The sequence below is a fragment of the Streptomyces sp. NPDC053432 genome, assembly GCF_055585365.1.
Map to the genome: position 1 here is coordinate 20,403 of NZ_JBVJKF010000039.1, position 13,502 is coordinate 33,904.

General features: G+C 72.6%; 13 protein-coding genes. 10 read left to right on the forward strand and 3 right to left on the reverse strand.

Translation table 11 applies throughout. The annotated features are described in order from the left end of the window. Positions 1 to 143 precede the first annotated feature (143 nt). Positions 144 to 890 carry an SLATT domain-containing protein gene (locus ACZ6Y1_RS36450; protein ID WP_469640270.1) on the forward strand — a complete coding sequence of 249 codons (747 nt, stop codon included), beginning with the start codon at positions 144 to 146 and terminating at the stop codon, positions 888 to 890. A 227-nt stretch (positions 891 to 1,117) separates the two neighbouring features. On the opposite strand, the gene ACZ6Y1_RS36455 is transcribed toward ACZ6Y1_RS36450, so the two are convergent. From ACZ6Y1_RS36455 to ACZ6Y1_RS36465, 3 genes are all read right to left on the reverse strand, one after another. Continuing rightward, positions 1,118 to 1,768 (reverse strand): hypothetical protein, encoded by a 651-nt coding sequence (locus ACZ6Y1_RS36455; protein WP_469640271.1) that lies wholly within the window; start codon positions 1,766 to 1,768, stop codon positions 1,118 to 1,120. Positions 1,769 to 1,967: 199 nt separating this feature from the next. Further along, positions 1,968 to 2,633, reverse strand: a complete 666-nt coding sequence (locus ACZ6Y1_RS36460; protein WP_469640273.1) for a GntR family transcriptional regulator — start codon at positions 2,631 to 2,633, stop codon at positions 1,968 to 1,970. A gap of 108 nt (positions 2,634 to 2,741) precedes the next feature. Next, the gene (locus ACZ6Y1_RS36465) at positions 2,742 to 4,121 is read right to left on the reverse strand and encodes an aminotransferase class III-fold pyridoxal phosphate-dependent enzyme (RefSeq protein WP_469640275.1); all 1,380 of its coding nucleotides are present in this window, start codon (positions 4,119 to 4,121) and stop codon (positions 2,742 to 2,744) included. Positions 4,122 to 4,390: 269 nt separating this feature from the next. Here ACZ6Y1_RS36465 and ACZ6Y1_RS36470 point away from each other — a divergent pair, with 269 nt between their 5' ends. From ACZ6Y1_RS36470 to ACZ6Y1_RS36510, 9 genes are all read left to right on the forward strand, one after another. Continuing rightward, on the forward strand, positions 4,391 to 5,044 hold the full coding sequence (locus ACZ6Y1_RS36470) for a DJ-1/PfpI family protein (protein ID WP_469640277.1): 654 nt from the start codon (positions 4,391 to 4,393) through the stop codon (positions 5,042 to 5,044). Then, positions 5,037 to 5,546 carry a MarR family winged helix-turn-helix transcriptional regulator gene (locus ACZ6Y1_RS36475; protein WP_469640279.1) on the forward strand — a complete coding sequence of 170 codons (510 nt, stop codon included), beginning with the start codon at positions 5,037 to 5,039 and terminating at the stop codon, positions 5,544 to 5,546. Before ACZ6Y1_RS36470 ends, ACZ6Y1_RS36475 begins: the two co-directional genes overlap by 8 nt. A 177-nt stretch (positions 5,547 to 5,723) precedes the next feature. Next, positions 5,724 to 6,797 carry an alpha/beta hydrolase gene (locus tag ACZ6Y1_RS36480; RefSeq protein ID WP_469640281.1) on the forward strand — a complete coding sequence of 358 codons (1,074 nt, stop codon included), beginning with the start codon at positions 5,724 to 5,726 and terminating at the stop codon, positions 6,795 to 6,797. Further along, on the forward strand, positions 6,790 to 8,025 hold the full coding sequence (locus tag ACZ6Y1_RS36485) for an acyltransferase family protein (protein ID WP_469640283.1): 1,236 nt from the start codon (positions 6,790 to 6,792) through the stop codon (positions 8,023 to 8,025). The genes ACZ6Y1_RS36480 and ACZ6Y1_RS36485 overlap by 8 nt, the downstream gene beginning before the upstream one ends. Before the next feature lie 10 nt (positions 8,026 to 8,035). After that, the gene (locus ACZ6Y1_RS36490; protein WP_469640285.1) at positions 8,036 to 9,385 is read left to right on the forward strand and encodes a sensor histidine kinase; all 1,350 of its coding nucleotides are present in this window, start codon (positions 8,036 to 8,038) and stop codon (positions 9,383 to 9,385) included. Continuing rightward, on the forward strand, positions 9,382 to 10,053 hold the full coding sequence (locus tag ACZ6Y1_RS36495) for a response regulator (protein ID WP_469640287.1): 672 nt from the start codon (positions 9,382 to 9,384) through the stop codon (positions 10,051 to 10,053). Before ACZ6Y1_RS36490 ends, ACZ6Y1_RS36495 begins: the two co-directional genes overlap by 4 nt. A gap of 88 nt (positions 10,054 to 10,141) precedes the next feature. Further along, the gene (locus ACZ6Y1_RS36500; protein ID WP_469640289.1) at positions 10,142 to 11,518 is read left to right on the forward strand and encodes a sensor histidine kinase; all 1,377 of its coding nucleotides are present in this window, start codon (positions 10,142 to 10,144) and stop codon (positions 11,516 to 11,518) included. Continuing rightward, positions 11,515 to 12,174: a response regulator gene (locus tag ACZ6Y1_RS36505; RefSeq protein WP_469640291.1), complete on the forward strand. Its 660-nt coding sequence runs from the start codon at positions 11,515 to 11,517 to the stop codon at positions 12,172 to 12,174. The genes ACZ6Y1_RS36500 and ACZ6Y1_RS36505 overlap by 4 nt, the downstream gene beginning before the upstream one ends. 9 nt (positions 12,175 to 12,183) lie before the next feature. After that, positions 12,184 to 13,386: a cytochrome P450 gene (locus ACZ6Y1_RS36510; RefSeq protein ID WP_469640293.1), complete on the forward strand. Its 1,203-nt coding sequence runs from the start codon at positions 12,184 to 12,186 to the stop codon at positions 13,384 to 13,386. The last annotated feature ends 116 nt before the right edge of the window (positions 13,387 to 13,502 follow it).

A 13,502-nucleotide genomic window follows, 5' to 3' on the forward strand; every position in this document is an offset into this window, starting at 1 on the left:
ACGCGTACCTGATGGAGCCCTCCTTGCGAGCGGAAATCGCGGGATTCGGCGCCCACCGCACCTCTTTCGAAGGTAGGAAGAGCATGCGCACCATTGCGCACACGCGCACCACCACACGTCAGCGCAGGCAGAGGGAGTGCCGGGTGAGCCAGCCGGAGATGCAGCCCGAGGGGCCACCCCGGGATCCCCGGGAGGAGGGCGGCGGACCGATGGCGGCGGGCGATCTCACCGGCCGGCCCTTCCCCCTGGGGGACTGGGGCGAGCCCGCGGAGCGGCTGGACGAGCTCTACCGGCGGGTCGAGGCCGACGCGCTGCGCACCGCCGAGTGGTACCTGTCCGACCGGGCGTGGAAGCGCCGCGGTGCGCGGATCATGCGCGTCGGGACGGCCGCCGGCGCGATCACGGGCGCGGCGATGCCGCTGCTGGAGCTGACGGGCTCGGCGCCGGGCGCGTCCTCGTACGGCTTCCTGGCACTGCTGCTGGGCGCGGCCTGCCTGGCCTGCGACCGGTTCTTCGGGCTGACCTCGGGCTGGATGCGGGACGTCGCCACCGCCCAGGCCGTGCAGCGGCGCCTGCAGACCCTCCAGTTCGACTGGGCCTCGGAGAACGTGCGCGAGGTGCTCGGCCCGACGGAGGGCACGGCGAGCGAGGCCGCGGAGCGCTGCCTCACCGTCCTGCGGCGGTTCTCGGAGGACGTGACGGAGCTGGTGCGCTCGGAGACCGCAGAGTGGATGGTGGAGTTCAGCTCGGGCCCGGCACCGCTGGTGATGCAGTCGCTGGGCGCGGGGGGCTCCCGTCCGGACGCGTACATCCCCCCGGCCCGCTTCCCCCTCCCCCCGGGCACCCGCCCGAACATGCCCCGCCAACGCCCCCCGGAACAACCCCGCTGACCCCGGCCCCGGGTCTTTCCAACCCCTCCGGCGGCAACTCCAGCCCCGCCGGCGCTTGAGGCGCGGGGTCCGGGGCGGAGCCCCGGGAAACGGTGAAAGGGCGGGGCGGGGACCGGCTCCGCGCAGCGGAACCCGCACCCACCCCACCACCGGCGGCGGCCCACCCACCCCCACGGCCCGATCGGCCCGATCGGCCGGCCGGCCAGCCGGCCAGCAAGCCAGCCGCCTCAGCTGAAGATGATCATCGACCCCTGCCCAAGGCTCCGCGTGGCCGCCGCATGCAGCCCCAGCCACACGTGCCGCTCCCGCGCGAACGGACTGTCGTCGTACGGAATCGGCCCCGCCGGCTCCTCCAGCGACGTAGGCCGCCCCGGCGGCGCCGGCGCCGCCGGGGGGTTCCCCGGGTCTATCCCGATGGCCGGCGCCACGAACACCAGCTCCCGCAGCAACCCCTGCGCGGACCCCAGCGGCCCGCCCCCCGCCAGCAGCTCCTCGTTGGCCAGCGGCGCCGCGAAGTCCACCGGGACGTACGCCCCCGCGTGGTCGTAGTGCCACACCAGGTGCGACTGCTGCGCCGTGGGCTCGAACATCTCCAGGAGCTGCTCGTAGTCCCCGCCCAGCTCGTCCACCGGGGTCACCGGCAGCCCGCAGATCTGCAGCAGGTACGCCCGCCGCAGGAAGTGCAGGGCGTCGTAGTCGAATCCGGCCACCGGGGCGACGTCCCCCGACAGCCCCGGCATGTACGCGAACACCGGCACGGACGGCAGTCCGGCCTCGCCCAGCGCCTTGTCGTACGAGGCGATCTCTTCCGCGAAGGGGTTGTCGGGGCTGTGGCACAGCACGTCGACAAGGGGGACCAGCCACAGGTCACAGGCCACGCGGGCTCCGATCAGTCGTTGCCGCCGATCGGGCCAGAGTAATGCGCCGAACACACTCCGCGAAGGGGTGCGGAGAACCTCGGCGCCCGAAGCCCCCGCGGGTCGGCCGCGCACAGGCCGCGGGCGCGCCACGGACGCGGCACGGACGCGCCACGGACCGGTGGCGGAACGGCCCCGCCTCGGCCACGGCCCGCACCCGCTAGAGCCGGGCCGCCCAGTCCAGCCCGTGCTGGTTGTACCCGGCCACGATGCCCCGCACCGCATCCGCGTCCGCCAGCGTCACCGCGTCCACCAGGTCGGTGTGCCCGTCCCACAGCGTCTCCCGCAGCCGCGGATCGCGCTGGAGGTGCGGCACGGCGAAGACCCAGCACTGCACCCGGATCCGGTGCAGGAAGTCGGAGATGTAGTCGTTGCCGACCAGCGCGCTCAGTTCCCGCCAGAACCGCAGGTCGTAGCCGATCAGCACTTCGAGTGAACCGCTGCGTGCCGCCTTCTGCGCCTCCTCGGCCCGGCGGCGCACCGACACCAGCTTCTCGCCGCAGCCGGGGCCGGTGCCCCGCTCGGCCAGCTGCCGGAAGATCCCGTCGACGACCAGCGAGCGGGCCTCGACCATGCCCCGGAAGTCGTCGACGGACAGGACGCGCACGCGGAAACCGCGGTGCTGTACCAGTTCGAGCAGCCCCTGCGCCGAGAGGTCCACCAGCGCCTCGCGCACCGGGGTCGCGGAGACCTCGTACTGCTCGGCGATCTGCTTGACGGTGAACTCGGTCCCCGGCGGCAGGCGTCCCGCGAGCACCTCGTCACGCAGCGCGTCCGCGATCTGCTGGCGAAGTGTGTTGCGGGTGACAGCTCCGCTGCCTGGCATAAGGGTCCGTCTCCTGTAGTAGAACTCCGGACACCTTAGGCCAGACAGCCCGGCCGAAACCGATCGGTGGGCGGTCGATATACGGATCCACCGCCCACCGGCCGCCCGCTACGCGGACGCGGCGGACGATCCGGACGTGGTGTGCCGGTCCGCGACCGCCAGCACCTCGTCCAGGATGGCCAGGCCCTCCTTCGCCTCAGCCTCCGAGATGTTGCACGGGGGGACGACGTGGGTGCGGTTCATGTTGACGAACGGCCACAGGCCGGAGGCCTTGCAGGCCGCGGCGAATTCGGCCATCGGGGCGTTGTCCGCGCCGGCCGCGTTGTACGGGACGAGCGGCTCGCGCGTCTCCTTGTCCCGTACGAGCTCCAGCGCCCAGAAGGTGCCGAGCCCGCGGACCTCGCCGACGGACGGGTGCCGCTCGGCGATCTCGGCGAGCGCGGGGCCGATCACGTTCTCGCCGAGGTGGGCGGCGTGCTCGACGATGCCCTCCTCCTCCATCGTGTTGATGGTGGCGACGGCGGCGGCGCAGGCCAGCGGGTGGCCGGAGTACGTCAGTCCGCCCGGGTAGGGACGGGTGGCGAAGGTCTCGGCGATGGCGCCGGAGATGGCGACGCCGCCGAGCGGCACGTAACCGCTGTTGACGCCCTTGGCGAAGGTGAGCAGGTCGGGCGTGACGTCCCAGTGCTCGGCGGCGAACCACTTGCCGGTGCGGCCGAAGCCGGCCATGACCTCGTCCAGGACGAAGACGATGCCGTGGCGGTCGCAGAGCTCGCGCACGCCCGCGAGGTAGCCGGGCGGCGGGGTCATGATGCCGGCGGTACCGGGCACGCTCTCCAGGATGATCGCGGCGATGGTCCCGGGACCCTCGAAGGCGATGGTGTCGGCGAGGTGGGCGAGGGCGCGCTCGCACTCCTCGGCCTCGGTGGTGGCGTGGAAGGGCGAGCGGTAGAGGAACGGGCCCCAGAAGTGCACGACGCCCGCGGCGGCCGTGTCGGAGGGCCAGCGGCGCGGGTCGCCGGTGAGGTTGATCGCGGCGGCGGTGGCGCCGTGGTACGAGCGGTAGGTGGAGAGCACCTTGGCACGCCCGGTGTGCAGGCGGGCCATGCGGACGGCGTTCTCGACGGCCTCGGCACCGCCGTTGGTGAAGAAGATCTTGTCGAGGTCGCCGGGGGTCCGCTCGGCGATGAGGCGTGCGGCCTCGGAGCGGACGTCGACGGCGAAGCCGGGGGCCAGGGTGCAGAGGCGGGCGGCCTGCTCCTGGATCGCGGCGACGACCTTGGGGTGCTGGTGGCCGATGTTGGTGTTGACCAGCTGGGAGGAGAAGTCGAGGAAGCGGTTGCCGTCGTAGTCCCAGAAGTACGACCCCTCGGCTCCGGCGACGGCGAGCGGGTCGATCAGGGCCTGGGCGGACCAGGAGTGGAACACGTGCTTCCGGTCGGCGTCCTTGACTTCGGCAAGGGTGTGCGGGGCGGGGTGAGGGGTCATGTCGTCACGCTAGAAGTGTGCAGGTGGGGACCGATATCGGCGGACTGTATGGGGGTGGGGGGCGGGTCTCGGCAGTCTGTCTGCGCCGGGCCGTCGGATCAGGTTCATTGACAGTATCCTGTCGATACGACAGAATGCTGTCGTATCGACGGTCCGGCCCGGTCTCTTATCGCGGCTCGCACCCGCTCGCAGCTCACACCTCACAGCTCACACCTTCCGCACCTCTCGCATCTCTCCCACCTCTCGCATCTCTCTGGAGGCGACAGATCATGAACGAGACGACGCAGGACTCCCGGCACGAAACCGGCCGCAAGCCGGTCCACCTCGCGGTCTACGACACGTACGCGGACTGGGAGACCGGCCACACCACGGCCCACCTCGCCCAGCGCGGCCACCGCATCCGCACGGTCGGCACGGCCGCCGGACAGCCGGTGACCACCATGGGCGGCGTCCGGGTCCTGCCCGACATGGCGCTGTCCGAGCTGCGGCCGGAGGACTCCTCGCTGCTGATCCTCACCGGGGCCGGGCTGTGGGACGCGGGGGACGAGCTGGCGCCGTTCGCGGCGAAGGCGGCGGAGTTCCTGGCCGCCGGCGTCCCGGTCGCGGCGATCTGCGGGGCCACGGCCGGGCTCGCCCGGGCGGGCGTGCTGGACGACAGGGCCCACACCAGCGCGGCCTCCTCCTACCTGACGCCGCAGCCGGGGTACGGGGGCGCCGAGCGCTACGTCGAGGCCGACGCGGTCACGGACGGGGACCTGATCACGGCGGGGCCGACGGAACCGGTGGCCTTCGCCCGGGAGGTCTTCGCGCGCCTGGACGTGTACGAGCCGGACGTGCTGGACGCGTGGTACCGGCTCTTCCACGACTCGGACGAGAGCGCGTTCCCCGTGCTGATGGCGGCCGCGGAGTCGGGCGATGCCTGAGCCCGGGCCAGGACCCCTGCCCGAGCCGGAGCCCGGATCCCTGCGGGCCCGCCAGGACCTGCTGAGCCGGACCGCGCTCGGGGTGTTCCGGCTGAACGGCCAGTTCCTCTCCGTCTCGGAGGAACTGGCGCGGCCGGTCGGGCTGACCGCCGCCTGGTGGCAGGTACTGGGCGCGGTGCTGCGCGAACCCCTCCCGGTGGCGGGCATCGCGCGCGAGATGGGCATCACCCGGCAGAGCGTCCAGCGCATCGCGGACCTGCTGGCCGCTAAGGGCTTGGCGGAGTACGTCCCGAACCCGGCCCACCGCAGGGCGAAACTGCTCCGCCCGACGGAAGAGGGACGCGCGGCGATCGCCCGGATCAACCCCGGCCACGCCTCCCTGGCCGCCCGCCTGGAGGCCGAACTGGGCGAAGCGGCCTTCGCGGAGACGGCCCGGGTCCTGGAACGCCTCTCGGCAGCTCTGGACGCCGTCATCGCGCCCTCGGGCCGCGCCGATGGGTGAGACACCGTCAACCATGGCATCGCCCGCTGGACTTGGCTCTCAGGTACCCCTCGTCATACCTGAGAGCTACGCACGAACACGGCTCTCCAGCGTGACGCCGACGAGGGGACCTGATTTCTAACTTCGGATCAAGAGAAGGGCGCAGAGGGCTCTTCCGGACCGAAGGAAGAAGTCATCATGGCGGCGCGGGGGACGGGCACGGAGCGAAAGACGGGCACGGCGCGGCGGGCGGGCGGGGAGCGGAAGACCGGCACGGCGCGACGGGCGGGCACGGTGCGGCGGGCCGGCAGGGCGCGAATCACCGGTGCGGCGAACGGCAACCGCGGCCGCACGCGTCGCACCCTGCTGGCGGCGCTGGTCGCCACGGCCGTCATATTCCCCGTCTCCGCCGCCGCCTCCGCCGACGTCCCCGCTCCCCCGCCCACGGCCTTCGCCGAGAACGCCACACCGAACAGCCGGTACGCGGCCAACCGGGCCGGCCTCGCCGAGGCGGCACGGATGGCCGAGGAGGCAGGCCGCACGGGCCGGGCCGCCAAGCTCCGCGCCATGGAGGCGGCCGGCACGGGCCGGTTCCTCGCCTTCGACGGCCGCGGCAGGGGGCGGGCCGTCGAAGTGCTCGGGGAACTGGAGACCGCCGACCGGGTCGCCGTCCTGGTGCCCGGGTCCGATACGACCCTGGACACCTACCAAAGGTTCCGTGCCGGGGCCGTCGCCCTTCAGCAGCGTCTCCAGGCCGAGCATCCCCGCTCCGCCGTGGTGGCCTGGCTCGGGTACGACACCCCCGGCACGGTCAGCACGACCGTGCTGACCGCCGACCGGGCGGACGAGGCCGCATCCGAACTGGCTCCGTTCCTGGACCGGTTGACCGGCATGACCGCGCCCGGCTCGCGACTCTCCCTGCTCTGCCATTCGTACGGATCCGTGGTCTGCGCCCGCACGCCGACCGGGCCCGCGGTCACCGACATGGCGCTCTTCGGCAGTCCGGGCACGGGTGCCTCGTCCGCCCGTGAGCTGCCGACGGACGCCCGCGTCTGGGCCGGGCGCGGCAGCGGGGACTGGATCGCCGACGTCCCGCACGTCCGGCTCGGCGGGATCGGTTTCGGCGCCGATCCCGTCGACCCCGCCTTCGGAGCCAGGGCCTTCGCCGCCGGCACCGGCGGGCACAGCGACTACCTCAAGCCCGGCACCGAGTCCCTCGACAGCCTGGCCGCGATCGTCATCGGCACCGCCTCGGAGGACCGTCGTGCGTGAGCTCCGCGCCCACTGGGGCGCTCTGGCCGCCGGGATCGATGCGGAGACCCCTGCCGACCGGGACCGGGGCGTGGATGCGCTGCGGGCCGTCGCGATCCTGGGCGTGGTCCTCGGCCACTGGCTCGTCACGGCGCTGACCACCGCCGACGGCGGTCTGGGCACCACCAGTCCGCTGGTGCACATGCCCTGGCTGGCCCCGGTGTCCTGGGTGTTCCAGACCCTGGCCGTCTTCTTCCTGGTCGGCGGCCACGTCGCCGCCAAGGGGTACGCCTCTGCCCGGGCCCGCGGGTCCTCGTACGGCACGTGGGTGGGGCAGCGGCTGGGGAGGCTCTTCCGGCCGGTCGCGGCCGTGCTCGCGCTGTGGGCCGTGGTCACGGCCGGGATGCTGATCGGCGGTGTCGAACCGGGTACCGTGCAGACGCTGCTGAGGCTGGTCCTGTCGCCGCTGTGGTTCCTCCTGGTCTTCGCCGCGCTCACGGCGGCGACACCGCTGGTGGCGCGGCTCGGCCCGGTGTGGCCGCTGGCCGTGGTCGCGGGGGTGGACGTGTGGCGGTTCGGGCTCGGCGGGCCCGAGTGGGTCGGCTGGGTGAACGTGGCGGCCGGCTGGCTCGTGCCGTACACCGTGGGCGCCGCCTGGGCCTCCGGCTCGTTCTCCGGCCGCCGCTCGCCGGCCCTGCTGCTGGGCGGGGGAGCCGTGGCCACCGCCGTGCTGGTCCTGTGGGGCGGGTACCCGGCGTCCATGGTGGGCGTCCCCGGGGCCGCGGTGTCGAATCTGAACCCGCCGACGCTCGCGGCGGTCACCTTCGGACTGGGCCAGTGCGGGCTGGCGCTGCTCGTGCGCGAGCCGCTGGCACGGGCCATGCGCCGGCCCGCCGCCTGGGCGAAGGTGGCCCTGGTGAACCTCTCCGCGATGACGGTCTTCCTGTGGCACCAGACGGCCATGATGGCCGTCACCTCGCTCGGGCTGCTCGTCCCCGCCGATCTGCCCGGCCTGCACACGGTGCCCGGGTCCCCGGTCTGGATAGCGGCCCGCCTGCTGTGGCTGCCCGTGTTCGCCGCCGCCCTGGCCCTCTGCTGGGCCGCGTTCCGCACCTACGAACAGGGGGCCCGGCCCCGGCGGGGCGCGGCCACCGGGGCAGCCCGGACCACTCGCACCCGCCGCCGTACCGCTGTTGACCGAGGCGTCTCTCGTACCCACGCCCCCGGCAAGGGAGTCGCTCATGTCTAGGCTGGCCCGTGTGATCGAACAGTCCCGGCCCCCGGCCGACCCCGCCGGTCCCGGCGCCGCGCTCGGCAGCCGCATCGGCGACCTCCTGTCCCGCTCGCCGGTGCCGGAGCTGTTCACCCTGGGCCGCGATCCGCTGCCCGCCCTGTCCCGGCCCCGCTGGCTGGCCCGGCTGCCCCATGTGCTGGTCGTCTACCTGGCGTTGTTCTTCGGCTTCCTCACCACGGAGCAGCTTCAGGACCACTACCACGTCAAGGGCGGGCCGCCGCTGGTGCTCGCGATCACGACGGGCGTCTCCATAGTCCTCGCGATGTTCCGCCCGATCGCCGCGTGGTGGCTCGGCCTGCTCTCCGCCGGCCTCATCGCCTGGATGATCCACGACCAAGCCGGACCGGGACAGACCTGGCCCTGGATGCCGGGCGGGATGTTCGCGTTCGCCCCCGTGCTGCTGCTGGTCGCCCTGCGGGTGCCGGCCCGGGTGACCGTCTGGGTCACCGGTGTCTCGCTGGCCCTCACCGGGCTGGCCGAGCTGGCCTCGAAGCCGGAGCACAGCGCGACCACGGTCCCGAGCACCGCCCTCCTCTTCGGCTTCGTCGCACTCCTCGGCTACGCGCTGCGCGCCCTGCGCCTGGCCCGCGGCGAGCTGGTCGAACAGGAGACCCTCACCGAGGAGGAGCGGGCCCGGCGCACCCTGCTGGAGGAGCGCAGCCGGATAGCGCGCGAGCTGCACGACGTCGTCGCGCACCACATGTCCGTCATCTCCATCCAGGCACAGGTCGCCCCGCACCTCGTGGAGAACCCGTCCGAGGAGCTCAAGGAGAACCTGGCGGGCATACGGGAGAACGCGCTGGAGGCCCTGACGGAACTGCGCCGGGTGCTGGGCGTGCTGCGTTCCGAGCAGCCGGACGATCCGGCCGGCCCGCACCACCCGCAGCCCACCCTGGCCGAACTGGACGGGCTTGTGGACAACGTGCGGGGGGCGGGGCTCGACGTCACCGTCGAAGTGGCGGGCGTCCGGCGAGCGTTGACACCCGGCACCGAACTGACCGCGTACCGCATCATCCAGGAGGCGCTGAGCAACTGCCTGCGCCACGCGCCCGGTTCGCGGGTGGAGGTCGGTATCGCCTACGGACCGGGCGAGTTGCACCTGTGCGTCGCCAACTCCGCGCCGACCCGGCCGGTCCCGCCCTCGCCCGGAGCGGGGCACGGGCTGCTGGGGATGCGGGAGCGGGCGGGCATGCTGGGGGGCGAACTGGCCGCCGGCCCGTGCCCCGGCGGCGGGTACGAGGTGACCGCCGTACTGCCGATGGATGCGCCCGCCCTGCGTGGCGTCTCCTCTCCCGAGCCGAAGAGGACACCATGACCACCCCGATCAAGGTGATGATCGCCGACGACCAGATGATGGTCCGGCAGGGCTTCACCGTGCTCCTGAACGCCCAGCCGGACATAGAGGTGGTCGGCCAGGCCGTGGACGGGGCCGATGCGGTGGCGAAGGTCGCCGAACTGGCCCCGGACGTGGTCCTGATGGACATCCGCATGCCGGGGATGGGCGGCATCGAGGCCACCTCCGTCATCACCGGCACGCCCGGCGCCGAGGTGAAGGTGCTCGTGCTGACCACCTTCGATCTCGACGAGTACGTGTACGAGGCGCTGCGGGCAGGGGCCTCGGGTTTCCTGCTCAAGGACGCGTCGGCGGACCAGCTCGCGGAGGCGGTGCGGGTGGTCGCGGCCGGGGAGGCGCTCCTGTCGCCGAACATCACGAAGCGGCTGATCACCGAGTTCTCCCGGCTGGGCGCGCCGCGCGCTCCGTCGCGGGCGCGGATCGACGAGCTGACGGGCCGGGAGACGGAGGTCCTGTCGCTCGTCGCCCAGGGCCTGTCGAACGCGGAGATCGCCTCGCACCTGACCGTGGCGGAGCAGACGGTGAAGACCCATGTGGGCCGGATCCTGGTGAAGCTGGGCCTGCGGGACCGCACCCAGGCGGCGGTGTTCGCCTACGAGACGGGTCTGGTCCGCCCAACGGGCTACTGATCTGCCCCGGGTAGTACTTGAGAGGGACCCCGGGAAATCCCCATCTGCGGCGACGCGGGCCACGGGGCCGCGGACCTACGGTTCTGTTATGACCGAGACGACCACCGGGGGGACAGCCCGGACACCCGAGTTCCGACTGGCATCGGGGGTGATCGAGACCCTGCGCCAGGATCTCGTCACGCATGCCTTCGCCTACCGGCCGCTGCCGCTCCAGGAGACGCCCGGCCGGTTCGTGCGGCGCCTTCCCCAGGCGATACGCCAGTACTTCCCGTGGACGCGGTACGCGATGGTGGGGGCGCTGGCACTCTTCGTCATCGTGTTCACGGCGGGCTCGCAGTCGAGCTACCTGGGGGATGCCGGCGAGCTGCTCCTGGGGATGATGGCCGCGGCCCCGGTCCTCATGACGCTGGTCCGGCCGGTGGCCGCGTGGTGGGCGGCCGTCGCGCTGACGCTGGTGTTCGCCGCGCTCGGCGGTGGCGCGAGCTGGCCGTGGACCCCCGGCAGCTTCCTCGCGTACATCGCGGTGATGGTCCTCGTCACGCTGCGGACCGGACCCCGGGTGGCGGCGTGGATGTGGACGCTGACCCTCGCCCTGGGCTTCGCCGTCTCGGTGGTGTTCAGGAACGGCTCCGACTACGGATACGGGACGAACCTGCCCGAGATGGCGGTGACCTCGGCCTTCGCCCTGGTGATCGCGAGCAGCGTCCAGATACGCCGCCATGCCAGGGCCGAGGTGAGCGCGCAGCAGGAGGTCACGGCGGTCGAGCGGGACAGGCGGACGCTGCTGGAGGAGCGGACGACGATCGCGCGGGAGCTGCACGACGTGGTGGCCCACCACATGTCGGTGGTGGCGATCCAGGCGGAGGCCGCGCCGTACCGGGTGAAGAACCCGCCGCCGGAGCTGGAGGCGGCGTTCGCAACGATCCGGGAGAACGCGGTGGCGGCCCTGACCGAGCTGCGGCGCGTGCTGGGTGTGGTGCGCTCCGCGGACTATGAGGCTCCGGACGCCCCGCAGCCGACGCTGGCCTCGCTGGACGGACTGCTGGCCAATGTGCGGGAGGCCGGGCTGAGCGTGGACAAGACGGTGACGGGCGCGGTGCGGGAGCTGCCGCAGGGGGTGGAGCTGTCGGCGTACCGCATCATTCAGGAGGCGCTGAGCAACACGCTGCGGCACGCGCCGGGTGCGGCCGCCGGGGTGGAGGTCAGCTACGTGCTGGGCGGGCTGGGGATACGGGTCGTCAATGAGGCGCCGACCGGGGATGTGCGGCCTTCGCCCGGCGCGGGGCACGGGATCACCGGGATGCGGGAGCGGGTGGCCATGCTGGAGGGGGAGATGACGGTCGGCCCGACGGCCGCAGGGGGGTACGAGGTGGCGGTGTTCATACCCGTGCCGAACCGTCCCGCTCCGGCGCCGGCGGCGACCCAGGCGGCGGCCCCGGCGGCGTCCGAAGTGGGGCCGGCATGACGATCAGGGTGCTGATCGTCGACGACCAGATGATGGTGCGCGAGGGGTTCTCCGTCCTGCTCAACGCCATGGAGGGCATCGAGGTGGTCGGCGAGGCCGTCGACGGCCGGGAGGCCGTCGCGCAGGTGGCGGCGCTCCGGCCGGACGTGGTCCTGATGGACATCCGGATGCCGGAGATGAACGGGCTGGAGGCGACGCGGGAGATCGTGGCGGCCGACACGGACGCGAAGGTACTGGTCCTGACGACCTTCGACCTCGACGAGTACGTGTACCAGGCGCTCCGGGCCGGGGCCTCCGGGTTCCTGCTCAAGGACGCGTCGGCCCGTCAGCTGGCCGACGGCGTACGGATCGTGGCGGACGGGGAGGCTCTGCTGGCGCCGTCGGTGACCAAGCGGCTGATATCGGAGTTCTCGAAGCTCTCGGAGGCGCGCAGGTTCACCGACCCCGCCGGGGTCGGGGAGTTGACGGAGCGGGAGACGGAGGTGCTGGTACTGATCGCGCAGGGGCTGTCCAACGCGGAGATGGCCGACCGGCTCGTGGTCGCCGAATCGACGATCAAGACGCATGTGAGCCGCATCCTGGTGAAGCTTGGTCTGCGTGACCGCACGCAGGCGGCGGTGTTCGCCTACGAGACCCGGCTGGTCACCCCGTCGTAGGCTGCGGGGATGGGCTTTGATCCGTGGGACGCGGGGTTCGTCGCCGATCCTTATCCGGCGTACCGGGAGTTGCGGGAGCAGGGGCGGGCCCTGTGGTGGGAGGCCACCGGGCAGTGGCTGGTGCCGCACTACGCCGACGTGAGCGCGCTGCTGCGGGACCGGCGGCTGGGGCGGACCTACCTGCACCGGTTCTCGCACGAGGAGTTCGGCCGGGAGGCCCCGCCGCCGGAGCACGAGCCCTTCCACGTGCTCAACGGCAACGGCCTGCTGGACCTGGAGGATCCCGCGCACGCGCGGGTGCGCAGGCTCGTGGCGAAGGCCTTCACCCCGCGCACGGTCGAGCGGCTCGTGCCCGCCGTGCGGCGCCTCGCCGAGGGGCTGGTGGGCCGGCTGCTCGCGGACGGGGGCGGGGATCTGCTCACCGCCGTGGCCGAGCCGCTGCCGGTCGCCGTGATCGCGGAGCTGCTGGGGGTTCCGGAGACGGACCGGGCGCTGCTGCGGCCCTGGTCGGCGGACATCTGCGGGATGTTCGAGCTCCGGCCCGACGAGGAGACGGCCCGGCGGGCGGTGCGGGCCAGCGTGGAGTTCAGCTCCTACCTGCGGGGTCTGATCACCGAACGGCGGGCGCGCCCGGGCGAGGATCTGATCTCCGGACTGATCGCCGCCCACGATGACGAGGGCCGGCTCAGCGAGCAGGAGATGATCTCCACCTGTGTGCTCCTGCTGAACGCCGGACACGAGGCGACGGTCAACACGACCGTCAACGGGTGGTGGGCGCTGTTCCGCAATCCGGCCCAGCTGGCGGACCTCAGGCGCAATCCCGAAAAGTTGTCCACAGCTGTGGATGAACTCATGCGTTACGACACACCTCTGCAGATGTTCGAACGCTGGGTGCTCGACGAGATCCGGATCGGGGACACCGTCGTCCCCCGAGGGGCCGAGGTGGCGCTGCTCTTCGGCTCCGCGAACCGGGATCCCGCGCGGTTCGCCGACCCGGACGTGCTGGACCTCGTACGGGCCGACAACCCGCACCTGAGCTTCGGGGCCGGAATCCACTACTGCCTGGGGGCGCCGCTGGCGCGGAGGGAGCTGGAGGCGTCCTTCGGGGCGCTGCTGGCGGACGGCGTCCCGCCGTTGCGGCTCGTCGAGGAGCCGCGCTGGCGGGACGGTTACGTCATCCGGGGCCTGGAGCGGTTGCTGGTCGAGTTCTGAGCGGCTGTGAGCGGCGGCCTGCTAGACGAGTAAGTCCGAAGTGCTGGTCAGTGGTCGTAAGCGATCAGTGACCTGGTGATCGGTGTTGCGGTGGCTCGGTTGTGCCAGATGGCGGC